Source organism: Clostridium sp. (genome assembly GCF_036569345.1).
Lineage (GTDB): Bacteria > Bacillota > Clostridia > Clostridiales > Clostridiaceae > Clostridium_AD.
Genome location: NZ_DATCQT010000018.1, coordinates 22,921 through 48,907 on the forward strand (window position 1 = coordinate 22,921; position 25,987 = coordinate 48,907).

Consider the following 25,987-nt stretch of genomic DNA (forward strand, 5'->3'; position numbering starts at 1 on the left):
ATTCCACCTTTCATTTGTAAAATCACTACATCTAGCACTAGTCTACTCCTACATTATTTCCAGCTAAATAACCCGTTGATAATGCTATTTGAAGATTATAACCACCGGTATATGCGTCTACGTCTATCATTTCACCTGCAAAATAAAGATTATCTATTAACTTTGATCTCATAGTCGAAGCATCTATTTCCAAAGTATCAATCCCACCACTTGTTATGATTGCTTCCTCTATTGGCCTAAGACCTTTAATGTGAAGGGGTAAATTCTGAAGTAAATTAACTACGATTTTTCTTTCTTCTTTAGTAATTGAATTCACTTTTTTATTTTCATCAATATTAGATAATTGAATTATTGTATTAATCATTTTACTTGGAAGTAAATCATTTAATGAATTTTTAAAATCTTTGTTTGCGTACTTTAAAAAATCACTTTGAATTCGTTTATCTAGCTGAATTTCGCTTAATGCTGGCTTTAGATTTATAAAAGCCTTTAATTTTTTCCCTTCACTTACAAAACAACTGCCACTTAAAACAATTGGACCTGAAATACCGTAGTGAGTAAAAAGCATTTCTCCAAATTCTTTATATATATTCTTATTCGCACTGTCTGTAATTTTAAATTCCACATTTTTTAGAGAAAGACCTTGTAAATCTTTAATCCAATCTTCTTCTATTTCAATTGGTACAAGTGAAGCTTTAGGTTTAATTATATTGTGACCTAATAAGCGAGAATAAGTTAACCCTTCACCGGATGAACCTGTTTGTGGATATGATAGACCACCAGTACATAATATAATGTAATCTCCATTCACTGTGCTTCCATTTGCAAGTTCAACTCCAACAACTCTCTGATTATTCCTAATTAATTTTTTCACTTTTGAATTTAATAAAACTTCAACATTTTTATTTTTTAATTCAATATTAAAAGCTTTTATAATATCTGAAGACTTATCTGATTCAGGAAATACTCTATCTCCTCTTTCTACTTTAAGGCTAACTCCGAGCTCTTTAAAGAAATTCATTGTATCTTCATTTGTAAAGGAATATAAAGAACTATATAAAAAATGAGGATTACATGGTATATTTTCAAAAAAATCACCAATATCCTTCGCATTTGTAATATTGCATCTTCCTTTGCCAGTTATAAAAAGTTTTCTTCCCAATTTTTCATTCTTTTCAATGAGTACCACATCGTGTTTAGATGAAGCTGTAACAGCCGCCATCATTCCCGCTGGTCCTCCTCCAATAATAATTATTTTTGACACCAAATCACTCCCTAATAATACTTACTAATATAATTTGAATTTGTTAAACCATATTTAAACATAAATATAGTTATTTTGATTTTTTATAGCATAATTACTTTTATAAGTAATACTGCAAAATTAAAAGAGAATCCTAAGTAAGAGGATTCTCTTCGAAATATTTACTCAAGAATTAATTACCTCCTTGTGTCTTCATATCTTCTACAATGAGGTAACCCCCGCAATTTAGCTCTATTGTCTTTCATCCTTATCTTTATAAGAATAAACTTGATATTCTTCCCATATATCTTCTAAAGTAGAAAATGTACTTGAAATTTTTTCTTTTTCTCTTAATCCAACTGCAATTATTAAAGCATTTATTACACTAAGTGGTGCTACTAAAGAATCAACAAATGAAGCCATATTACTTTGGGCTATTAATGTATAATCTGCTCTAGCCGCTAGTGGAGATAATAAGCTATCTGTAATTGCTACTACATTAGCATTTCTACTTTTTGCAAAAGCTAAAGCTTCAATTGTTCTTGTAGTATACCTTGGGAAACCTATTCCTATTACTACATCTGCTTTTGAAACATTAAGCATCTGCTCAAATATATCACTAACACCATATGCCACAACCTTAACATTATCTAAAATAAGATTTAAATAAAAAGCTAAAAATTCTGCTAATGCAGATGAGCTTCTAAGTCCAATTATGTATATTTTTTCAGCTTTAAATAATGAATTTACTATATCTTCAAAAGTTTGATGATTAATCTTTTCAAGAGTAGCTCTAATATTTTCCATATCAGCTTTTAATACACCCTTTAGTGCATTTTCTTGAGTAATAAAATCATTAGATAGCTCAATTCTTTGCACAGTAGTTAATTTATTTTTAATCAATTCTTGAAGGGCTTTCTGTAATTTTGGATAACCACTAAATTCTAATTCATTAGCAAATCTTACAACAGTAGATTCACTAACTCCTACACTACAGCCTAATTTTGCTGCTGTCATAAATGCTGCCTTATCATAATGCTTTAAAATGTACTCTGCTATTAATTTTTGACCTTTACTTAAACGTGGAAACTTTACTTGAATAGCCCTCATTAAATCTTGTTTGTTATTTTCCATAATCAACTCAATCCTTTCTATGATAACCCCAATAATGAAATAAAAATTTCAATAGATGATAAAATGAATTTTTTATTTCATTTTATCATCTATTGAACATAGTTTCAACGAATTATTCATTTTTCATAATATTAATTTCTATTTTTCATAATATATAACAAAAATAATATTAATGTTTCCATAATTCATTCAAATTCTTTTTTTCTTTCATGTCCAACATACACTATTTCTTTAATTATAGATTTTTTAAATATTTTATTTCATCTTCAGTCAAGTTTCTCCATGATCCTTTTTCCATATTTCCAAGTGTAATATTACCAACAGAAACCCTTTTTAAGGCTATTACTGGATGCCCTATAACATCACACATTTTTCTAATTTGACGATTTTTTCCTTCATGTATAGTAATTGTAACCCAACAATTGAATCCAATCCGCTTATTTACTTCGAAATCCGCTTTCGCTGTTATGTAACCGTCAATATCCACCCCGTTACAAAATTCAGATATTTCTTCATCTGTTGGACAACCTTCTATTATTGCTTTATAAACTTTATTAATCGCCTGTCTTGGATGAATCACCTTATTATATATATCTCCGTCATTAGTTAATATAATTAAACCACATGTATCATAGTCCAAACGTCCAATTGGATATATTCTTTCTTTTATATTCACTAAATCTAAAATAGTTTTTCTTTCTTTCTCATCCTTTACAGTAGATACTACCCCTTCAGGTTTATTTAATGCAATATAGACCTTATTTTCTTCTATATTGATAATTTTATTATCTACATGTACTTCATCTTTTTCAGGGTCAACTTTGTGTCCAAGTTCTGTAACTACCAAATTGTTTACTTTTACCCTCCCGGCAGTAATTACTTCCTCACACTTTCTTCGTGAAGCAACACCACATCGTGCCATAAATTTTTGCAAACGTTCTTCCACTATATCACTTCCTAATATTATTTTATATACTATGTATTTACAAAAAGTCTTCATTAAGAATTATATAAGTATATCAATAAAAAATCAATATTATAGAGTATATTCCCTTTTTACTTTTATCCAAATGAAAAATTAGTTAATGCTTGAATATTCCTTGGACTTCCAAGGAGTATTCAAGCATTAACTAATAAATTTATACTTCTTAAAATTTAAACTTAAATGTCTAAATTGATATGACAATAACCTCCAGGATTTTTTTGTAAATACTTTTGGTGGTATTCTTCAGCATCATAAAAACAAGAAAGAAGTAGTATCTCTGTTACTATTGGCTTATTGTTTCTACTTTGAACTTCATTTTTTGTTTTTAATATAATGTCTAAATCCATATCATCATTATAATAAATTCCACTTCTGTATTGATTACCTATATCTGGTCCTTGTCTGTTTGAAACAGTAGGGTCTATTATACCCCAAAACTTATTTAATATTTTTTCAAGTGATACAATATTTTCATCATAACTTATCAAACATGCTTCTGCATGCCCTGTATTTCCAATACAAACCTCATTGTATGTAGGATTTTTTTTTATTCCGTTAGCATATCCAACCTTTGTTTCAATAATACCATTTATTCTTGACATATAAGCTTCTACACCCCAAAAACATCCTCCTGCTACAACAATACTTTTCATTAAATCATCTCCTGCGGAGTTGCAAAATTAACGACTTCAGAAGGAGACTTTAACTCCCACTTATAGAAGAGGGATACTTTACTTCTGAAATGTCGTTAAAATACCTCACCTTTTATATTATTACCGATATCTAAATTATACCACAGCAATAATTTTTTGAAAACTATACGACTTGTTGTTTATTATCCAGAAATTTAAAATCTTCTGCTACAACTTCCATACTATATTTTTTATTTCCATCTTTATCTGTGTAACTACTACTAGAGAGTCTGCCAGTTATACCGATTTGACTACCCTTTTTTAAATATTTACAGATATTCTCTGCAGCGCCATTCCACGCCACAATATTTATAAAATCAGCTTCGGGCTGTAAATCCTTATTTGATACTTTATTAATTGCTAATGTAAATCTTGTATAAAAACCTTTGCCCTCATTAAAACTTTTTAGTTCCAAATCTCTTGTTAATCTTCCAATTATTGATACTGTATTCATATACATCTCTCCTTTTTTGTTTAATAACTTTTTAAATTATTGACAACAAAACAAATCTTATACAAACAAATGTTCTTTTTTTTAAAATATAATATTATTTAGAATATTTATGTTACTATTTTTGATTATTTCAAAGGTTTAAATTATCATTTTAGTTTACATTTTAATATTAGTTTACATAATCCTAGTTATGTCTATTAAATTAATTTATAGTTATACCTAAAAAAAACATATGTAATCATATGTTTTTCTTAAATTTGCATATATGTTTATTCAATTAATAATTAAAGTAATATGATTCAATCATGTATTGTGCATTATACCTATCACATAACTTTTTCAAATAAAGCTTAACCTTATCCTTGTGATCCGTATCCAAAAGAAGTTTTTCAAAATGATTTTTTTCTTTATCAGAAGCATGATTTTTAACATATCCCCATACATGTTCTGCAGTATTTATAAAACTCCCACTCCCTACAGCAAGGCTTATTATTTCATCAGTATACTCATAAAATTCTTCAATATTGCAATTTTCCTTTACTAGTTTACTGCAATGTTTATAATATTTATAATTTCTTTCCATCAACACATATTTATATTTTGCCCATTGCTTTTCAATCAATGTAACTTTTAATTTTTTATTCATGTTGTTAACAATAAGATTACATTTTATAGCCGAAATATCCTTATCTTTTACTTCAAGCATAATATCGAGGTTAAACTCTTTAACGACCTCGTAGTATTCTAAAAAATTCTTAACTATTATAGTATTAGAATGTGCTCCTATTTGTTTAATGGGGTTTTGCTGACTATAATGGACTTTTACATTACCATCTTTCTTCTGCCACGTTTTAGCTACCTTTTTCATTATTTCTTTTATAGGCATCTCTATCTCATGATTACACTGATGGTGAAGGTTATCAAAGATTACAGGTATATTAATTTTTCCACTTACAAAAAGTATATCCTCTATATTAAATATTTTATCATCGTTTTCAATTACAAGCCTATTCTTAACTGAAGTTGATAATCTTTTATAATTTTCAATAAACCTATTCATAGCAGCATTTTTATCTCCATAACCGCCACCAATATGAAGTATAATTTTATTACTTGAATCCACACCTAGTGAATCGAGTAATCTAGCATGATATTCCAAATCCTTAATAGCCTTTGCTACAATCTTTTCTTTTTCGGCATTGAGCACTGTATATTGACCTGGATGCATAGAAACTCGCATCTCACATTTTTTTATATATTCTCCTATCTCATTTAATTCCGATTGAAAATATTTATGCCATGGAATTTCATTAATACTATGGCTTGCTAGTGGCACTATATCTGAACTTATTCTAAATAAGCTTATATCATTTTCCTCATTATTTTCTAATATTCTTCTTAAATCTATTAAATTTTGCTCTAGTATCTCTAGAAACATATTTTCAGAAAATTTTTTTATCGTTAACCTTCTATTTGTTCTTGCATTTGTTGTTAGTGGTATACATGCATATCCTATTTTCATAATTCACTCCTGTTCATATTATAAATTCTTTGTAGTTTAAATAAATAATTTCTTTAACATTTTTATTATAGATATAGTTAACTTATCAAATTTCATTTCTACTTTATAAAGAACCAGCAATTATCAATTTAAACTAGCACTACACCGTCTAAAAAGCCTCACTAATGGGTAATGGTAGAAAAGGGTTCACAGTTCTTGTTTATTAATGTAGCACCACTATCGTTGTTTTCTATAGACATTTAGCTATGCGGATAATTTAATTTAAACCTCGGGCTTAAAAACAAAACTTGTTGTTAAAATACATCAATTAGATCTCCCGCATTGTTTTTAAGCTTATCTACTGAGTGAATATACCTGTTAGTAGTGGCAAGATTTTTATGTGCCGCAAAATCCCTAACTTTCTCTACAGTAGCCCCTGCTAAAATTGCTAGTGTAATTGCTGTATGCCTAGTAGAATGAACTCTTATATTTTTATTTATGCCAGCATTTTTACATACTTTTTTTATCATGTAATTTAATGTACTGGCATTAAGCTTTTCTTTATTTTTCCCATTAGTAGAGTGACCAATAAATAGATATTCCTCACAACTCGCTAATTTATTTCTTTTAGTCAACTTGATATATTCATTAATCATTGCAAGAACATTTCCTTGAAGTTTTACTATATCTTCTTTACCGCCTTTTCTCATTACTTGTACTACATCATAACCTGTGTATGTAGTAATATGCTTTATTTTTATATTTATAATCTCAGATTTTCTTAAAGCAGTTGTTAGAGCAAGTACTAATATAGTTTTATTTCTATATCCTAATATAGTGGACGTATCAATACTATTCAATAAAATTTTGCATTCTTCTTTAGTTAAAAACTCAGTTTCCCTATTATTTATCACCGGTTTCTCTTCTTTTAAATTTCCAAAAGGATTATATTTGATTATATGGACATCTGTAGAATTGTCTTGGTATTTTAGTAACCATTTATAAAGCGCACTTAATGATGATATTTTTCGATTTATAGTAGCAGAAGACATACCTAAATCCATTAATCTCATTATAAAATTTTGTGTATTCAAGATAGTAACCTTTTTAATATCCTCCATGCTGATATTAGAAATAGAACTTACACAAAAAAAATCTTTTATATCACGTTCATAACTAATAGATGTATATTTACTTTTCCTAGATTTAATTTCAAGAAAATGAGATATAAAATTTTTGTTGTCTAAAATTATATCTGAATTACAATTAATCTGTATAAGATTATTTATCATACATATTCTCCTTTAATGTTCTTATAATTTCTATAAATTTTAAAAAGCTGCAAACAGTATGTTAGCAGCTTTTTAAAATTCACAGGATATAATTATTCTTCTAAAGAGTTGATTAGTTTTATTATTTCTTCTAATGCTAATTTTTCATCATCACCATTTACTATAACGTTTACAGTTGTATTAGGTCCAACTCCTAGAGATAAAATACCTATTAAACTCTTAATATTAGCTTTTTTGCCCAAATACTCTATACCTATATCCGATTTAAATGAAGCGGCTTTTCTTACTAATAATGTTGCTGGTCTAGCATGCAATCCCTTAGAATTACTAACTAAAACTTCTCTTGTTACCAATTAACTTCACCTCAATACTTTAATAATAGCATGAGCTATGATAAAACAATTAATATTAACTCATGCTAATATAATATCATTAAAAAGTATGTAAATCAATTTTAAATATTCTCAACAAACCTTTGAATTCTATTAAGTCCATTTTCTATATTTTCCATTGAAGTAGCATATGACAATCTAACAAAATTATCAGTTCCAAATGCAATTCCTGGTATAACAGCAATTTTTTCTTTTTCAAGTAAAAAATCAGAAAAATCAAATGAATTCTTTATAATTTTTCCGTCAATTGATTTATTCAAAATATTTGATATATTCATCATAACATAAAAAGCACCTTCAGGTTTTATGCATGATAAACCATTAATACTATTAATTCTTTCAACCATATAATCTCTTCTTAACTTAAATTGTTCAATCATTTTATATGTATCAAATTGCTCTCCATTTAATGCTTCAACAGCTGCATATTGAGCAATTGAATTTGGATTAGACGTAGTATGACTTTGAATATTAGACATTAATGCTACTATTTCAGTGGAACCTGCAGCATACCCTATTCTCCATCCTGTCATAGCATATGCCTTAGAAAGTCCATTAATTACAATAGTTCGTTTGTAGGCATCATCTGAAAGGCTTGCTATACTAATATGGGTTTTAGTTCCATACAATAATTTTTCATAAATTTCATCTGATATTATAATTAAGTTTTTCACTTTTGCAAAATCAGCAATCTCCATAAGTTCTTCCTTTGAATATACTGTTCCTGTAGGATTATTAGGACTATTTAATACTATCGCTTTAGTATTAGAAGTTACTGCCGCATTAAGACTATCAATTGTTAATTTAAATTTGTTAATCTCTTTTGTTTCTATGTACACAGGTTTTCCATCTGCTAATTTGACTAATTCTGGATAACTAACCCAATATGGAACTCCAATCAGAACTTCATCTCCCGGATTTAAAATAGCTTGAAAAACATTAGCTAAACATTGTTTTGCTCCAGCTGAAACTATAATTTGAGACGTAATGTATGTTAAGTTATTTTCTTTCTTAAATTTTTGAATTATTGCCTGTTTTAACTCGATAATACCTGAAGTAGGTGTATATCTTGTCCTACCATTATTAATTGCTTTTATAGCCGCTTCTCGAATATTTTTGGGTGTATCAAAATCAGGCTCACCAGCACCAAATCCTATAACATCTATTCCATCAGCTTTCATTCTTTTTGTCTTTGCCGTTATATCTAATGTTAAAGAAGCTGATATTTGCTTCGCTTTTTTAGATAATACCATGTTTATTACCTCCGATACTTATATTGTATTTATTATTTCTACTAAACAATTAAAACCTCTTAAGATTTAGAAATATTCTAGATCTTAAGAGGTTTTAATATTATATTGATCTATTTAGCATAATCAATAGCTCTTGTTTCTCTAATCACATTTACTTTAATTTGACCTGGATATTCTAGTTCATTTTCAATTCTTTTAACTAGATTTCTTGCCATTTCAATAGCACCTGCATCATCAATTATTTCTGGTTTAATCATAATTCTAACTTCTCTTCCAGCTTGAATAGCATACGACTTTTCTACACCTTCATAGGAGTTAGCAATTTCTTCTAATTTTTCTAACCTTTTAATGTAAGCTTCCAAAGTTTCTCTTCTTGCTCCTGGTCTTGCAGCTGATATAGCATCTGCCGCTTGAACTAGTATTGCTTCGAGAGATTGTAACTCTACATCACCATGATGCGCTGCAATAGCGTTTACCACAATAGATGATTCATGGTGTTTTTTAGCTATTTCTGAACCTATGAGTGCATGTGGTCCTTCAACTTCATGATCTACAGCTTTACCTATATCATGAAGTAGTCCACATCTTTTAGCAAGGGTCGGGTCAATTCCAAGTTCAGATGCCATAAGTCCAGCTAAATATGAAACTTCTATAGAATGCTTTAATACATTTTGACCATAACTAGTTCTGTATTTAAGTCTTCCAAGTAGCCTAACAATTTCGGAATGAAGTCCATGCACTCCTGTTTCAAAGGTTGCCTGTTCTCCTTCTTCTCTTATATCGCTATCAACTTCTTTTTTAGCTTTCTCTACCATTTCCTCGATTCTAGCAGGATGAATTCTGCCATCCACTATTAATTTTTCAAGTGCAATTCTAGCGACTTCGCGTCTTATAGGATCAAATGCTGAAAGAATTACTGCTTCAGGTGTATCATCTATTATTAAATCTACACCTGTAAGTGTCTCTAGTGTTCGGATATTTCTACCCTCTCTACCTATTATTCTTCCTTTCATCTCATCATTAGGAAGAGAAACCACATGAACTGTTGTTTCTGCAACATGATCAGCTGCACATCTTTGAATAGCATAAGTAATAATTTCTCTTGCTTTTTTATCAGCTTCTTCTTTTGCTTTAGTTTCAATTTCCTTAATCATAATTGCAGCATCGTGTTTAATTTCTTTTTTAATTTCATCTAACAAAATTTGTTTTGCTTCTTCAGCTGTTAATCCTGATAGCCTTTCTAATTCTCCTCTTTGCTTTGTGTATAAATCTTGTACACTAGCTTCTAACACCTCAATGTCCTGTTGTTTTTTATTAAGATTATCTTCTTTTCTCTCTAGCACATCACTTTTTTTATCTAAAGATTCTTCTCTTTGGATATTTCTTCTTTCCAACCTTTGAACTTCATTTCGTCTTTCTCTTGATTCTTTTTCTAAATCAGTTCTAAGTCTGTGAACTTCTTCTTTGGCTTCTAAAATAGCCTCTTTCTTTTTTGATCCAGCTTCTTTTTCACTGTCATCAAGAATTTTTTTAGCTTCTTTTTCAGCCTTAGAAATATTTGCTTGAGATATATTTTTTCTAATATAAATTACAACAAAAATACCTACTAAAACAACAACCAAAATAGCACAAACTACTATGAGCATTGTTTGACCTTTAGCATCCATTGATAATCAACACCTCCTTTTCCTATTTTCAAATCTATTTAAGAGTAAACATGAAAATTAGAAAAGGTACTATATTTATTAATTGGTAGCAATTAAAATATGCTAAACCAGTATTTGTATTTATTTTATATTACTTTTCAATTAATGTCAAGATTATAACATTTAAATTAGTTATTAATTTAAAAAAAAGCAAGTAAAAACTTGCTTTTATGCTTCCTTCTTTATACCTTCTTTTTTAGCAACTTCTTTTTTGCTAATTTCTGGATTGGTGTATAATGGTAAATTATATTTTTCTCTGATTTTGTTTTCAATTTCTAACATGACCAAAGGGTTTTCTTTAAAATATTGTTTTGAATTTTCTCTTCCCTGTCCAAGACGCGCATCTCCATATGAGAACCATGCTCCACTTTTTTGCACAATTTCTTCTGAAACTCCTATATCTAGAACATCTCCCTCGCGAGATATGCCATGTCCGTACATAATATCAAATTCAGCTTTCTTAAAAGGAGGGGCTACTTTATTTTTAACTATTTTTACTCTTGTTCTATTTCCCATAAATTCGTCGCCTTGTTTAATTGTATCTATTTTTCTAATATCAAGTCTAACGGACGCATAAAATTTTAACGCTCTACCACCAGGTGTTACTTCTGGACTTCCAAACATTACTCCAACTTTTTCTCTTAACTGATTTATAAATACAAGAACACATTGAGATTTATTTATAGATCCTGCAAGTTTTCTTAAAGCCTGAGACATAAGTCTTGCTTGTAGTCCTATATGAGAATCTCCCATTTCGCCTTCAATTTCAGCTTTAGGCACTAATGCAGCTACTGAATCCACAACAATAACATCAATAGCTCCAGAGCGAACTAATGCCTCTGTAATCTCTAATGCCTGCTCACCAGTGTCTGGTTGGGAAACTATTAGATTATCAATATCAATTCCTAGTGCTTTAGCATATTGAGGGTCTAAAGCATTTTCTGCATCTATAAATGCTGCTGTGCCACCTAATTTCTGTGCTTCTGCCACTATATGAAGTGCAATTGTAGTTTTACCTGAAGATTCTGGTCCGAAAATTTCAATCATTCTTCCTCTAGGTACACCACCTATTCCTAGTCCTATGTCAAGTCCTAAACAACCAGTGGAAATAGCATCTATATTTAATTTACTATTTTCTCCAAGTTTCATTACAGAACCTTTACCAAATTGTTTTTCTATTTGACCCATAGCTACTTCAAGTGCTTTTAACTTTTCATTATTCATAAATTTCCCCTTTGGGTTCACCACCCTTCTATTAACGAACATTTGTTCTAAATTAAGTATACACCATTTATTTTGTATGGTCAACATCCAAAATAAGAGTTACCGTTTTTATCCACTTTAAAACCCTTTTAATTGTATTATTAACAATACTCAATAATTTAATCACCTATCCACTCTAATTGTACCTTTGTTTTTCACAAAATAGTCAACACCAGATATTATTGTAATAATTACTGCAGCAGCCATAAGAATATTAGTTAACATATTTATAGTTGTATTTACGTAAGATAAATTTATCAATGCTGAAATTATAGCTACTATTTGAATAACTGTTTTTAATTTTCCCCACTTACTAGCCGCAATTACTTTTCCTTCAGCGGCCGCTATTGTTCTAAGTCCTGTAACTGCAAACTCTCTTGCAATTATAATCATAGCTACCCAGCCGTATACAATATGAAGTTCAACTAATGATACAAGAGCCGCAGTTACTAATAATTTATCAGCTAGAGGGTCCATAAATTTTCCGAAATTAGTTATTTGGTTTCTACTTCTAGCTATATATCCATCCAATTTATCTGTAAGTGATGCCACTACAAAAATAATAGTAGCCAATACACTCCCATAAGGTATACCTTTAACAGCTATAAATAGTAAAAATACAGGTACTAAAAAAATTCGTATCATTGTAAGTTTATTAGCAAGATTCATAGCACTCAACTCCTATTAAATCATATTCTAAAGCTTTGGCAACCTTCACATTAACAAATTCTCCCTTGTTATAAAGTTTATCAGCTTCAAAGAAAATAGTTCCATCAACTTCTGGTGCCATTTCATAGTTTCTACCAAAATAAGTTTTACCATCAAACCCCTCAACCAAAACTTTGTAGATTTTTTCTATTTTTTTACTATTTATTTCTTTGGATATACTTTGTTGTACTATCATTAATTCTTCTTCACGTTTCACTTTTATTTCTTCTGGAATTTGATTTTTCATTTCTGCAGCTACAGTTCCATCTTCCATTGAATACTTAAACACTCCTAATTTGTCAAATTTAATTTCCTTAATAAACTGTTTTAATTCTTGAAAATTTTCCTCAGTTTCTCCTGGAAATCCAACAATTAGCGTTGTTCTAAGAATTAATCCATTTATATTCTTTCTCATCTTATTTATGTTTTCTATTATAATATTTTTTCTTCCTTTTCTTCTCATTGATTTAAGAATCTCATCACTTATATGTTGAATTGGTATATCTACATATTTGCATACCTTATCGTTTGTTGCTATTTCATTAATAATTTCATCAGTTATTTCTTCTGCATAACAGTAAAGTACCCTTATCCATTCAATTCCACTTATTTTGGAAATTTCATTTATCAACTTATGTAGTTTTTTTTCACCATATAAATCAATTCCATACCTAGTGGTATCTTGAGCAACTAGAATAATTTCTTTACAGCCATGTTCACTTAAATCTTTAGCTTCTTGCATTATATTTTCAATTTTCCTACTTCTATATTTCCCTCTAATACTCGGTATTGCACAATATGTACAAGTATTATCACAGCCCTCAGAAATTCTAATATATGCAGAGTAGGTTCCTGTAGTTAATACCCTTTGTCCCTCATTAATATTCTCATCACTATAACTACAATGCTGAACTTTTACTTTTTTTAAGAGTACCTCTTCTATACTACTTAATAACTTGTTATAATCATTAACACCCAACATTATATCAAGTTCTGGCATAAGTTCAAGCAATTCCGCGCCATAACGCTGAGTGAGACAACCTGTTGCAATTAATACTGAACACTTGTATTTTTCTTTGTATTTTGACATTTCCAGAATAGTGTCTATTGATTCTTGTTTCGACGATTCTATGAATCCACAAGTATTGACCAAAATTATATCTGCTAGTTTAGGATCATTTGTTATATCATATCTTTCACTTAAACTGCTTATTATAATCTCACTGTCAATTCTATTTTTATCACAACCTAAATTAATTACTCCAACTTTAAATTTTTCCAACAGTCATCCTCCTACATTTGTATACATAAATTATTGTAAATGCGATTGGCAAATTAAACAAGGGTATTTACAACTTTTTTTTCAAAAAATTATTTCATTAACTGTCTAACTCACTATCCCTTAATAATATTTCTCTTGGTTTACTTCCATTTCTACCTGAAATAATTTTGCTTTCCTCCATTTGCTCTATAATTCTTGCTGCTCTATTATAACCTATTTTTAACTTACGTTGCAATAAGGAAGTGGAGGCTTGGCCATTTTCAACTACTATTTTTATTGCTTCATTTAGTAATTCATCAACATCATCATTTTTATCTTTATTACTAGAACTACTTTCTATTTCATCTATAATTTCTTTTTCATAGTTTACTTCTGTCTTCTGATTTTTTATAAAATCAACAACTCTCTCAACTTCTTCTTCGGACACAAAAGCCCCTTGTATTCTAATTGGTTTAGCTTCTCCAACAGGATAAAAAAGCATATCACCTTTACCCAGTAATTTTTCTGCACCAGATGAATCCAAAATTGTTCTTGAGTCTATTTGACTTGAAACTGCAAAAGATATCCTTGAAGGTATATTAGCTTTTATTACCCCTGTAATAACATCAACTGATGGTCTTTGCGTAGCAATTACTAAATGCATTCCCGCAGCTCTTGCCATTTGTGCGAGCCTTCCAATGTATTCCTCTACATCATTGGCACAAACTGTCATTAAGTCAGCTAACTCATCAATTATAATTACAATCCAAGGTAATTTATTTTCAACAATACCTTTATTAGCTAATTCATTATATCCTTCAATACTGCGGACATTATTGTCAGCAAAACTCTTGTATCTCCTAGACATTTCATTTACAGCCCAATTCAAAGCGCCTGCTGATTTCTTTGGATCAGTTACAACAGGTATTAATAGGTGAGGTATCCCATTATAAATGTTTAACTCTACAACTTTAGGGTCAATTAATAATAATTTAACATCCTCAGGAGAATATTTATAAAGTAAACTTATTATTAATGAATTTATACAAACACTCTTTCCAGACCCTGTAGCACCAGCTACTAGCAAGTGCGGCATTTTTGTTAAATCTGAAACAACACAATTACCACCTATATCTTTTCCTAAACTAAATGATAGATTTTTATTTGTTTCTAGAAATTCATTAGACTCTATTACTTCCCTTAAGTATACTGCGCTTAACTCTTTATTTGGTACCTCTATCCCCACCGCTGCCTTACCAGGTATTGGTGCTTCAATTCTTACCCCCGAAGACGCCAAGTTAAGTGCAATATCATCTGCTAAGTTCACAATTTTACTCACCTTAACGCCTGCATTTGGTTGAAGCTCAAATCTTGTAACTGAAGGTCCTTTTGTAACTTGAATAACTTTTGCTTCAACTCCGAAGCTACTCAATGTTTCTTGTAATTTATTTGCATTATTAAGTAATTCTTTTTTATCATTTTTATTCATTTTAGCAGTAGTATTTTCATTTAACAACTCTAGAGTGGGATATTGATATTTATAGTTTGGTTTTGTTCTTGTACTATTTAATTGAATTTCTTGCTCTAATTCTTGCTTTATAGAATTGTCTATGTGATTTCCCTTTGATTCTCGTACATTATCACTCTTATTATTAATAGTTTCTTCTTTATTAAATTCTTCCTCTTCAGCGGCAATTTCATTTGATTTTATAAAATCTATTATCTTAATTTTATTACTAATATCTTTAATAAATTTATTTTTACCTTGGTTTACTAATTCCTCTTGCTTATCATTATTTTCTACATATAACTCATTGTTATCATTTGTCTCTCTAGTCTTTTTGATTATAATTTTATCTTTTAAATAAGAAAAGATATCATGGAGCGATATGTTTAATATTAAAATTAAACATATAACATAAATAGCTATAAAAATTATACAACTTCCCACACCACCAAATAGTGTATGCATTGGTACATCAATTGAATAGCTAATAATCCCCCCATGTAGCGTTGTTTCCGAATTATATATTTTATTTATTCCAAGCAAAAAATTTCCTTTAGTATAGTACTTATCTAAACATAACATTTGTATAAATAGCAATGTATTTATTATAAAAAGTATTATTCCGTAAAACTTCTTACTAAAATTTATCTTACCTTTTTTAACTATGTAACAAACACCAATAAATATTATCAAAAAAGGTGAAAGATATGCACCAACTCCAAAAATTGTAAAAAGTACATTATTAACAAAATCACCAATCATGCCTGATATAGAATTTGAACTTGAAATGTTTGTTGAAAATATACTTAATAAAATTAATATTCCTATTGTTATTAAAATAATTCCAAAAATTTCACTATTAGAATCTATACCCTTAGAAGTTTTGGATTTAATTCTTTTTCTAGCCAAAGTATCACCACTTTCTTTATTATTTATATCTTTATTATTTCTACAAAGTTTAGAAATGTCCTCTAACTTTCAATAGATTTATACATAAATCTTACCCTAACACTTTAAAAGATATTAAATTCTATTAGTATTAGTTAAACCCAATGAAAATAGATATAAATAGGTCACTCTGACCTATTTATATCTATTTTTATTATTTATCAATCATTTCGTTTAATTTTGATAATGCTTCACTAATGCCACCAACCTCATCTATTAAGCCATTATCAACTGCCTGTTTTCCTATAAGTATAGTGCCCATATCATTTAAAAGCTCATCAGTTTGAACCATTAGTCTATTTACAGTTTCCTTATCAATCTTTGAGGTTCTAATAATAAATTCAGTTATTCTTTCTTGCATTTTATTAAAATATTCAAAAGTTTGAGGTACACCTATTATTAAACCATTCATTCTTATAGGATGAATTATCATAGTTGCAGATGGGGAAATGAATGAGAACTTAGCAGCTGTTGCCAGTGGTATACCTATTGAATGACCTCCTCCGACAACTAATGATACAGTAGGCTTACTTACACTTCTAATCATCTCTGCTATTGCAAGACCTGCTTCTACATCCCCTCCTACAGTATTTAGAACTATAAGGATACCTTTTACTTTTTCATTCCTCTCCATAGCAATAAGTTCTGGAATAACATGTTCATACTTAGTAGATTTTGTTTGAGGAGATAACATTATATGTCCTTCTATTTGACCTATAATAGTTAAAACCTGAATTTTATCATCTTGAGTTGGAATATTAGTTGTTCCCAGTTCTTTGATATTTTCAATCTGCTCATTTGAATCGCTATTATCTTCTTGGTTTTTTTCTGTTTTTAACATTTACATTCCTCCTAATCCATTTTATTTTGTGCATTAAGAGAAACTATATGCATTTTTTATCCTAATTTAAATTCTTTGTGAAGCGCATTAATTGCTTTTTTAACATAACTTGTTTCTACAAGGCACCATATAGTCATATGAGAATCTGCTGTTTGTAGCACTTCAATTTTTTCTCTAGTTAAGGCCTTGAGTATTCTCGCCATAACACCAGGAATGCCTCTCATTTTTGAACCTATAATTGAAATTTTACTACAATCCTTCACAAAAGAACAGGACATATTAAGTTCTTTTATTAAATCAGAAAATTTAGTAAAGTCTTTTTCATCAATAGTAAATATCTTTTCTTTAGGGAAGATATTTATAAGATCAATGCTTATAAGATTTTGTGCTAAAATATCAAATAGATCATCGTAGCTACATCCTGAATTTTTACAAATTTTTATTTGTACTCTATTATTCATGTGTGTAATACCTGTAATTATATTTTCATAAACTTCACTTTCGAAATTACTAATTACTGTTCCAGTGCATTCATTCATAGTATTCTTTATTACTAGAGGTATATTGTATTTTCTTGATATTTCAACTGCCCTTGGGTGTATAACCTTTGCCCCTTGATCTGCGAATTGAAAGATTTCATCATAACTAATTTCTTTTATTAAAGTTGCTTCAGAAACTATTCTTGGATCTGCTGTCATAATTCCATCAACATCAGTGTATATTTGAGTCTCGCAGGCATTAAGCCTTGCTCCTAGTATTGCAGCAGTAACATCACTACCACCTCTCCCTATGGTAGTAAAATAGCCTTTTTCATCCATGCCTTGAAATCCTGCTACTACTGGTGTTTTTCCATTTTGCAAAATGCTTAATATTTTTTTAGTTTCCACATTAAGTATCGCAGCATTTGTGTAATTAGAATCGGTAATTATACCTGCTTGTCCTCCAGTTAAGGGAACAGTGTCAATTCCATTATTATTTAATTCATTACACATTATTACAGTACTTATAATTTCACCACAACTCACTAATAAGTCCATTGCTAGTGGATTTGAAACTTTTAAATTATCATCTACCAAGGATAACAATGTATCTGTAGCATAAGGTTCACCTTTCCTTCCCATGGCTGATACTACTACCACGGGAAAATATCCTAAGGATTTAGCATTTAAAATTTTTTTTACTACAAGTTTTCTTTTTTCCTTGGTTGAAACAGATGTGCCTCCAAATTTTTGCACTAATATTTTCATTTCTGTCCTCCAAAATTAAATATGAGATTTTTTTAAGAATTCATTATCAACATCAATTATTATAGTTCTTGAGCCAATTTTTTTAACATACTCCCATGGCACTTCAATGATATCATTGTTGCGAAAAAAACTAAATTTAGAGCTGCCTTCATTAATAATCAAAAATTTCAGGTAACCATTCTCATCAATAACTACATCATTACTACCTAAATTACTATATTTATCACCATCATTAATATTGATAATTTCATATTTTTCCATTTCACTATACATTTTTATATTAGGTTCCATCTAAACATCTCCTTAAAGATTCTCATAAAATAATATGGAATATATTAAGGATTTATGCATAATTTATATGTTTTTATAAATAAATTTACTTATACATAGAAATAATGTCCCTTTTAAAAACTTTCTCAAGCATTTCTTTTTCTTTGCCTACAAATGCTGAGTTTATTATACCATTTTTAAAAGTCTTTTCCATTACAGAATTTACCCTTGTCATATCTATATCGTTAATTTTTTTAAGTACATCTTTAGGAGTATTAATTTTATTCATAAACATGACAGATCTACCATTACTAAACATTCTACTGCTTGTGCTTTCAAGGCCTAGAATATAACTACCTTTTAATTGTTCTTTAGCCTTATATAATCTTTCATTGTCAATTCCTAATTTAGCGAATTGATTAACCTCTTCTTTTATTGCATTAATAGCAGCTTCTGCATGCATTGGATTGAGCCCTGCATAAATGCTTACTACTCCTGTATTTTTAAAAGCTGAAATATAAGAATAAATTGAATAACATACACCTAACTCTTCACGAATTTTTTGAAATAATTTGGATGATGCTCCTCCACCTAATATATTACTTAGTAATATTAGTGTATATGTATCATCATCTCCAATCTCGATACCAGGTATTCCTAAACTTACATGAAGTTGTTCAATATCTTTTTTTCTAAAATAATGATGATTTAGTATCTCAGGTCTGCTATATTTAGTAATCTTCTTATTTTTACAACTCCATTTTCCAAAATATTTTTCTACCAGTGATTGTATATTTTCCATATTAAATTTACCTGAAATAGATATAACTGAATTTTCTGGTATATAATATGAATCTTTATAATCTACTAATATTTTTTTACTAAAGGATTTAACAGTACTCATGGTTCCTAAAATAGGGAATGAAATTGAATCTGTATTCCATATTGCTTTTGTGTGTAAATCCGCTAAAACATCTTCAGGTGAATCTTCACTCATATTTATTTCTTCAATAATTACACTTTTTTCTTTTTCAATATCATCATCTGAAAAATTACTATTGAAAAGCATATCGGATATAATATCTAATGATAATTCTAAGTGTGTTTCCAATGCTTTTATATAAAAACACGTAGCTTCTCTACCTGTAAATGCATTAATTTGCCCACCAACATCTTCAATAGCTTCAGCAATTTGTTTTACAGTTCTACCATGCGTTCCTTTAAAAAGCATATGTTCAATAAAATGTGATATTCCACTATTAGTTTCATTTTCATTCCTTGAACCATTTTCCACCCACAAACCTACACTCACAGAATTTACATATTCAATGTCCTCAACTACAACTCTTAAACCATTATCTAACTTAAACAAGTTATACATATGCGCCTCTCCTTAATGAGAATTTATATTTACTATGTGCATATTAGTGTGATTTTATTTAAAAAAAAAATAAAAAGGCATCTAAGCCCCTCTATTATTATTCATTTAATTTTTTTTCATTCTCTTTTTTTTCATTTTCACTATCTTTCATAGCGTCTCTTCTTGAAAGGTTTACTCTTCCTTGGTTATCTATTTCCATTACTTTTACTAATATTTCATCACCAACTGACACAATATCTTCTACTTTATTTACTCTGACAAAATCAAGTTTAGAAATATGCACTAATCCTTCTTTATTAGGAAGTATTTCAACAAAAGCTCCAAAAGCAGCAATTTTTGTTACTTTCCCTAAATATATTTCGCCTACTTTAACCGATTTAGTTAGCTCCTCAATAATCTTTACAGCTTTATTTGCACTACCGCTATCACTAGACATAATAACAATTTTTCCATCATCATTAGTATCTATTTTAACGCCGGTTTCAGCTATAATTTTCTTTATAGTTGCTCCGCCTTTGCCTATTACATCTCTAATCTTGTCAGGTGCAACATTAAGTATATACATCCTAGGAGCATAAGCTGACATTTCACTTCTTGGTGCTGGTATACATGCGTTCATTTTTTCTATTATATGAAGTCTTGCTTTTTTCGCATCTATAATTGCTGTTTTAATGCAGTAATTAGATAACCCGTGAAGTTTTGTATCAACTTGTATAGCTGTAATACCTTTAACAGTTCCAGCTACTTTGAAATCCATATCACCAAAGAAATCTTCTATGCCTTGAATATCAGTTAATACCTTTTCTTTAGATAAATCTGCATTTGTAATTAAACCCATTGCAATTCCTGCTGCCGGTCTCTTAATTGGAACACCTGCATCTAATAATGCTAAAATACTTGCACTAACGCTCGCTTGAGATGTCGAACCATTAGAACTTAATACTTCTGATACAACACGAATGGCATATGGAAATTCTTCTATAGATGGTAATAGTGGTTCTACTGCTTTTTCTGATAACGCACCATGACCAATTTCACGTCTTCCAGGTCCACGCATTGGCTTAGTTTCTCCTACACTATAAGCGGGGAAATTATAATGATGCATGTATCTTTTAGTATCTTCATCACCTATTCCATCTAACATCTGAGCTTCTTTTAATGATCCTAATGTAGCAACTCCGAGTACTTGAGTAAGTCCTCTTGTAAAAAGACCTGTTCCATGAGTTCTTGGAAGTATTCCAACTTCACAACTAATTGGTCTAACCTCATCAAAAGCTCTTCCATCTGGTCTTCTGTTTTCATTTAACATCATATTTCTAACTATTTCTTTTTGAATATTATAAAAAACTTCACCTATATCTGATTTTTTATCAGCATATTTTTCATTGAATTCAACCTTTATTTTTTCTTTTATTTCATCAACCATTAAATTTCTCTCATCTTTATCAGTTATGTACATTGCTGTTTTTACCATATCAAATGAGAATTCTCTAACTTCACTTTGGAGTTTTTCATCTATTTCCTCAAATACAGGAATATTTTTTTTCTTTCCAAATTTAGCCACAGCTTCTTCTTGGAAAGCTACTATTTCCTTACATGCTTCAAAAGCAAAGTCGATTGCAGCAATCATTACATCTTCAGCAATTTCATCCCCACTAGCTTCTATCATTGTTACGTTGTCTTTTGTTGCACAAACTGTAAGCTTCATAGAACTTGCATTTCTCTCGCTCTGCGTAGGACTTAATATAAACTCACCATTAACTAAACCAACCGAAACTGTTGCAACAGCATCAGTAAATGGTATACTTGATATACATAGTGCTAGTGAAGCTGCGTTCATAGCAAGTATCTCAGGTGAATTATCTTGTTCAACTGATAGTACAGTACAAACAATTTGAACATCATTTTTATAACCTTTAGGAAACAGTGGTCTTAATGGCCTATCAATACCTCTTGCTGTTAAAATCGCCCTTTCTGATGGTCTTGCTTCTCTTTTTATAAATCCACCAGGAATTTTACCAACTGCATAAAGTTTTTCTTCATATTCTACACTTAGTGGAAAAAAATCAATTCCATCCCTTGGTTTTTCTGAAGCATTTGCATTAACTAGAACTACTGTTTCGCCATAACTCATGAATAGTGCACAGTTTGATAGCATTCCAACTTTACCATATTCAACTTTAAGAACTCTACCTGCTACAGTAGTTTCCATAATATGAATCATATATTTGCCTCCCTTCAATTTATATTAATATTATTAATAATTGTATATATTCTTTCCCAAACTAAAATAATAGAGCGGCTAAGCCGCTCCCAATTATTTTCTTAGTCCAAGTTCTGCAAGAATTGCACGGTATCTTTCGATATCTTGATTCTTCAAGTAACCTAACATACCTTTTCTTTGTCCAACCATCATTAACAGACCTCTTCTTGAATGGTGATCTTTTTTATGAATTTTTAAGTGTTCATTCAACTCTGTAATTCTTTCAGTAAGTAGTGCGATTTGCACTTCTGGAGAACCTGTATCTCCTTCATGTCTCGCATGTTTAACCATTATTTCTTGTTTTCTAGCCTTTTGCATTTTACAACACCTCCGAATATAATCCCCATATTCCAAGTACACCGTTGGCGATTCGGTGAACTTAGCATAAGGTTCACACCAATTATAACAAACTAAGATTAAATTGTAAATTATTTTTTAAATTTTAATTATTACTTTTCAATTTCTTGCTTAAAAGCATAGTCCTTATCCATCACAAGCTGCTGTTTTAATTCATCAATGGTATCAAATTTAACTTCATCTCTTATTCTGTTTATAAAATAAATTTTAACTACTTCATTATAAATTTGTTTATTAAAGTTTAAAATATAAGTTTCTACTGATAACTTTCCACCAGCTACAGTTGGATTATATCCTATATTTGTTATAGCTTTATAAGACTTATTTTCGTATTCAACTATAGTAAAGTATACCCCTCCCTTAGGAAGAATATATTTCTTATTGTAATCTAAATTTATAGTTGGAAACTCAATAGTTCTCCCAAACTGTTTTCCCCTAATTACTTTCCCAGTAATAGTGTGTGGACGTCCTAAAAGCTCATTTGCTTTAGTAATATTCCCCTCCGCAATGAGATGACGTATTTTTGAACTACTAACAATTTCATTGTTAATTCTAATTGCTTCACAAACGTACAGTTCATACCCTAGTATATTACTATATTTTTGAAGCATTTTTACATCGCCTAAATTCTTATATCCAAATCTATAGTTAAAACCAATAACTATTCCTTTTGCATTATAGCACTTCACCATATTTTTTATAAACTCTTCTGGGGTTAATTTCATAAAATCTTTATCAAAAGTTGCTAAATTAACTATGTCAATACCAGTGTTTTCTAATAACTTTATTTTAGTATTATTATCCATTATAAGTTTTGGACAAATTTCTTTATTTATAACAGACAATGGGTGATTGTCAAAGGTACAAATCATACTTTTAGCATTATTTTCTTTTGATAATTCTACGGTTTTATTTATAAGACGCATATGCCCTAAATGTAACCCATCAAAACTTCCCAGTGCTATATATGTCTGATATTTGAGTTTCGTTTTAAAATTATCTTTTATAACTAACATTCTATTAACTCCTATATAAATGATTTTATTAGTTTGACACCATCATTACCCCTATCTGCAATTCCGATAAAAGCATTTTCATTATTATATATATTATATATAATGTTGGCTTCAAACTTACAATTTAGTGCTTTATCCTTTACTACAACACCATTCAATAAAAACTTAACAAATCTATCCTCTATAGTGATTTTAGTATTCTTTTCGAAAATTTTTTCTATTGGCATAATATATTTCTTTATATTTCCCTCATTTAAATCCTCAATATTTATAGAATCTTCAATATGAAATTGGCCTGTAGCAGTTCTTTGTAGGTTCCACATCATACCACCACATTTTAATATTTCTCCAATGTCATAACACAGACTTCTAATATATGTACCCTTAGAACATTTCACCCTAAACTTTACATAAGGAATTTTAATATTCAAAATGTCTATGTCATAAATAACAATAGGTCTAGCTTCTCTTTCTATTTCTATTCCAGCCCTTGCTAATTCATAAAGTTTTTTGCCATTAACCTTAAGCGCCGAGTACATAGGTGGAATTTGTTTTATTTCTCCAATAAATGAATTAATAACGCTCGTAATCTCATCAAAACTAGCATTAACTTCACATTCTCTTAGGATTTTACCTTCTCTATCATATGTATCTGTAGTAACACCCAACTTTAATTCGGCTTCATAAATTTTAAAATCACCCATTATATAATCAATAGCTTTTGTAGCTCTTCCAATACAAACAGGTAAAACCCCGCTAGCCTCTGGGTCCAGAGTGCCAGCGTGGCCTACTTTTTTTACATTGCTAATTTTCCTTATTGTGCGAACTACATCAAAAGAAGTAATCCCTGTAGGTTTAAATACATTTAATATACCATTCATTTCATCAACTCTTTTTCTAAAATTTCCATCAATTTAATTTTAGTATTTTCAAAATTTTCTTCAACATAAAAACCTGAAGCTCTAACATGACCACCACCATTAAAATCTTCTGCAATTTTGCTAACATCAACTAAAGATTTAGATCTTAAACTTACTTTAACACCATTTTCAGCCTCTTTTATAATCATAGTAACTTCAACAGAATCTATTGACGAACCAAAACTAATAATATCCGATGTATCAGCTGTTAATAAATTATATTTTTCTAGTAGATTATTAGATATGTACATAGTACAGACTTTACCATCAAGTTCTACTGACATATTACTTAAAACTTCTCCAGAGAATTTTATTTTTTCAAATTTGTTATTTTCAAAAATTTTTCTGTGAATGTTATTAAAATCTATACCCGTACTAATAAGTTTACCTGCTATGTTATGAGTTACTGCTGTGGTATTTGAATGCCTAAAACAACCCGTATCTGTAAGAACTGAAGTGTACAAACATGTACTTATATCTGTGTCTAATTCTATATGGAGAAATCTAAGTACATCATATACTATTTCACCCACTGCAGAAGCCTTTGTGTCAACAAAATTTAAATCTCCATATAAATCATTAGATAGATGGTGATCTATATTAATTAATTCAAACTTCTTATTTTGCAATTTTAAATTTGCATTAATTCTTTTAAAATCACCACAATCTACAACTATCACACACTCTGTACCCTTTGAGGGTTCACTTATTTCACCATTGATTTCATTTGAGCATGGTAAAAATAAAAAAGTCTGTGGAATAATCTCTTTTGAAATTATATACACTTCCTTTTTTATTTTTCTCAGACCAATAAGTAAAGCCAATGCACTACCAATCGAATCACCATCTGGAGAAGTGTGAAAAGTTATAGCAATTTTCTTAAATGTCTTTACTTTTTTAATGATATCATTAATCTCCATTGCTATTTTCGTTGCCTTCATCTTCCTCATTTATATCATCATGATTCTTTTCTTCATCATTTTCATCTTTTGCCTTTATTTGATGAAAAATACTTTCTAAATGTATTGCACGTTCTATAGTTTCATCTACCTCTATGATTACTTGAGGAACATGTCTAAGTTTGACATGAATTCCTATTTCTTTTCTAATAAGGCCAGTCGAACTTTTAAGTGCCTGAAGAGTTTCTTTTTTTGCAAGTTCGTCACCAAATATACTAACATAAATCTTTGTATAGCTTAGGTCTTTTGTTGTGTCTACTTTTGTTACACTAACCATAGCACTTAATCTTGGATCTTTTATCTTGTTTTGAATTGTATTGCTTACATCCTTTTTAATTTCTTCATTTATTCTACCATTTCTATAACTAACCATACAACCCACTACTCCTTATAC

23 protein-coding genes and 1 pseudogene are annotated in these 25,987 nt (G+C 29.6%); all 24 read right to left on the reverse strand.

Annotated elements, in window-relative coordinates; all coding sequences use genetic code 11:
• Positions 1-37: 37 nt before the first annotated feature.
• Positions 38-1,264, reverse strand: a complete 1,227-nt coding sequence (locus VIM70_RS00915) for an NAD(P)/FAD-dependent oxidoreductase (RefSeq protein WP_331943186.1) — start codon at positions 1,262-1,264, stop codon at positions 38-40.
• A 231-nt stretch (positions 1,265-1,495) separates the two neighbouring features.
• Complete coding sequence (locus VIM70_RS00920) at positions 1,496-2,377, reverse strand: MurR/RpiR family transcriptional regulator (RefSeq protein ID WP_331943188.1); 882 nt, start codon at positions 2,375-2,377, stop codon at positions 1,496-1,498.
• 235 nt (positions 2,378-2,612) lie between these two features.
• Positions 2,613-3,323: a pseudouridine synthase gene (locus VIM70_RS00925; RefSeq protein WP_331943190.1), complete on the reverse strand. Its 711-nt coding sequence runs from the start codon at positions 3,321-3,323 to the stop codon at positions 2,613-2,615.
• Between the two features lie 215 nt (positions 3,324-3,538).
• Positions 3,539-4,015, reverse strand: coding sequence for a peptide-methionine (S)-S-oxide reductase MsrA (msrA, locus tag VIM70_RS00930; protein WP_331943192.1), 477 nt, complete (start codon positions 4,013-4,015; stop codon positions 3,539-3,541).
• 163 nt (positions 4,016-4,178) lie between these two features.
• The gene (locus tag VIM70_RS00935) at positions 4,179-4,508 is read right to left on the reverse strand and encodes a single-stranded DNA-binding protein (RefSeq protein WP_331943194.1); all 330 of its coding nucleotides are present in this window, start codon (positions 4,506-4,508) and stop codon (positions 4,179-4,181) included.
• Positions 4,509-4,785: 277 nt separating this feature from the next.
• A complete protein-coding gene (gene uvsE, locus VIM70_RS00940; RefSeq protein WP_331943196.1) occupies positions 4,786-6,030 on the reverse strand; it encodes a UV DNA damage repair endonuclease UvsE in 1,245 nt (414 codons plus the stop codon).
• Positions 6,031-6,323: 293 nt separating this feature from the next.
• Positions 6,324-7,301 (reverse strand): tyrosine-type recombinase/integrase, encoded by a 978-nt coding sequence (locus VIM70_RS00945; protein ID WP_331943198.1) that lies wholly within the window; start codon positions 7,299-7,301, stop codon positions 6,324-6,326.
• Positions 7,302-7,393: 92 nt separating this feature from the next.
• A complete protein-coding gene (locus VIM70_RS00950; RefSeq protein WP_331943200.1) occupies positions 7,394-7,654 on the reverse strand; it encodes an HPr family phosphocarrier protein in 261 nt (86 codons plus the stop codon).
• A 101-nt stretch (positions 7,655-7,755) separates the two neighbouring features.
• On the reverse strand, positions 7,756-8,946 hold the full coding sequence (locus tag VIM70_RS00955; protein ID WP_331943202.1) for a pyridoxal phosphate-dependent aminotransferase: 1,191 nt from the start codon (positions 8,944-8,946) through the stop codon (positions 7,756-7,758).
• 110 nt (positions 8,947-9,056) lie between these two features.
• On the reverse strand, positions 9,057-10,613 hold the full coding sequence (gene rny, locus VIM70_RS00960; protein WP_414648635.1) for a ribonuclease Y: 1,557 nt from the start codon (positions 10,611-10,613) through the stop codon (positions 9,057-9,059).
• A 207-nt stretch (positions 10,614-10,820) separates the two neighbouring features.
• Entirely contained in the window at positions 10,821-11,876 is a 1,056-nt protein-coding gene (gene recA / locus VIM70_RS00965) for a recombinase RecA (protein WP_331943204.1), read from the reverse strand.
• 162 nt (positions 11,877-12,038) lie between these two features.
• Positions 12,039-12,584 (reverse strand): CDP-diacylglycerol--glycerol-3-phosphate 3-phosphatidyltransferase, encoded by a 546-nt coding sequence (pgsA, locus tag VIM70_RS00970; protein WP_331943206.1) that lies wholly within the window; start codon positions 12,582-12,584, stop codon positions 12,039-12,041.
• Positions 12,571-13,905, reverse strand: a complete 1,335-nt coding sequence (gene rimO, locus VIM70_RS00975; protein WP_331943208.1) for a 30S ribosomal protein S12 methylthiotransferase RimO — start codon at positions 13,903-13,905, stop codon at positions 12,571-12,573. The genes pgsA and rimO overlap by 14 nt, the downstream gene beginning before the upstream one ends.
• 97 nt (positions 13,906-14,002) lie before the next feature.
• Positions 14,003-16,300, reverse strand: coding sequence for an FtsK/SpoIIIE family DNA translocase (locus VIM70_RS00980; RefSeq protein WP_331943210.1), 2,298 nt, complete (start codon positions 16,298-16,300; stop codon positions 14,003-14,005).
• Between the two features lie 193 nt (positions 16,301-16,493).
• Positions 16,494-17,180 carry a ClpP family protease gene (locus tag VIM70_RS00985; protein WP_331943212.1) on the reverse strand — a complete coding sequence of 229 codons (687 nt, stop codon included), beginning with the start codon at positions 17,178-17,180 and terminating at the stop codon, positions 16,494-16,496.
• 56 nt (positions 17,181-17,236) lie between these two features.
• Complete coding sequence (gene dapG / locus VIM70_RS00990) at positions 17,237-18,427, reverse strand: aspartate kinase (protein ID WP_331943214.1); 1,191 nt, start codon at positions 18,425-18,427, stop codon at positions 17,237-17,239.
• Between the two features lie 15 nt (positions 18,428-18,442).
• Positions 18,443-18,718 carry a YlmC/YmxH family sporulation protein gene (locus VIM70_RS00995; RefSeq protein WP_331943216.1) on the reverse strand — a complete coding sequence of 92 codons (276 nt, stop codon included), beginning with the start codon at positions 18,716-18,718 and terminating at the stop codon, positions 18,443-18,445.
• A gap of 85 nt (positions 18,719-18,803) precedes the next feature.
• On the reverse strand, positions 18,804-20,078 hold the full coding sequence (locus tag VIM70_RS01000) for a pitrilysin family protein (protein WP_331943218.1): 1,275 nt from the start codon (positions 20,076-20,078) through the stop codon (positions 18,804-18,806).
• A gap of 97 nt (positions 20,079-20,175) precedes the next feature.
• Positions 20,176-22,302 carry a polyribonucleotide nucleotidyltransferase gene (locus VIM70_RS01005; RefSeq protein ID WP_331943220.1) on the reverse strand — a complete coding sequence of 709 codons (2,127 nt, stop codon included), beginning with the start codon at positions 22,300-22,302 and terminating at the stop codon, positions 20,176-20,178.
• A 93-nt stretch (positions 22,303-22,395) separates the two neighbouring features.
• Positions 22,396-22,659 carry a 30S ribosomal protein S15 gene (gene rpsO, locus VIM70_RS01010; RefSeq protein ID WP_331943222.1) on the reverse strand — a complete coding sequence of 88 codons (264 nt, stop codon included), beginning with the start codon at positions 22,657-22,659 and terminating at the stop codon, positions 22,396-22,398.
• A 131-nt stretch (positions 22,660-22,790) separates the two neighbouring features.
• The gene (locus tag VIM70_RS01015) at positions 22,791-23,714 is read right to left on the reverse strand and encodes a bifunctional riboflavin kinase/FAD synthetase (protein WP_331943224.1); all 924 of its coding nucleotides are present in this window, start codon (positions 23,712-23,714) and stop codon (positions 22,791-22,793) included.
• 11 nt (positions 23,715-23,725) lie between these two features.
• Positions 23,726-24,595, reverse strand: a complete 870-nt coding sequence (gene truB / locus VIM70_RS01020) for a tRNA pseudouridine(55) synthase TruB (RefSeq protein ID WP_331943226.1) — start codon at positions 24,593-24,595, stop codon at positions 23,726-23,728.
• Entirely contained in the window at positions 24,592-25,554 is a 963-nt protein-coding gene (locus VIM70_RS01025) for a bifunctional oligoribonuclease/PAP phosphatase NrnA (protein ID WP_331943365.1), read from the reverse strand. The genes truB and VIM70_RS01025 overlap by 4 nt, the downstream gene beginning before the upstream one ends.
• A gap of 55 nt (positions 25,555-25,609) precedes the next feature.
• Positions 25,610-25,966: pseudogene (rbfA, locus tag VIM70_RS01030) on the reverse strand (30S ribosome-binding factor RbfA); the annotation flags it as partial.
• Positions 25,967-25,987 lie beyond the last annotated feature (21 nt).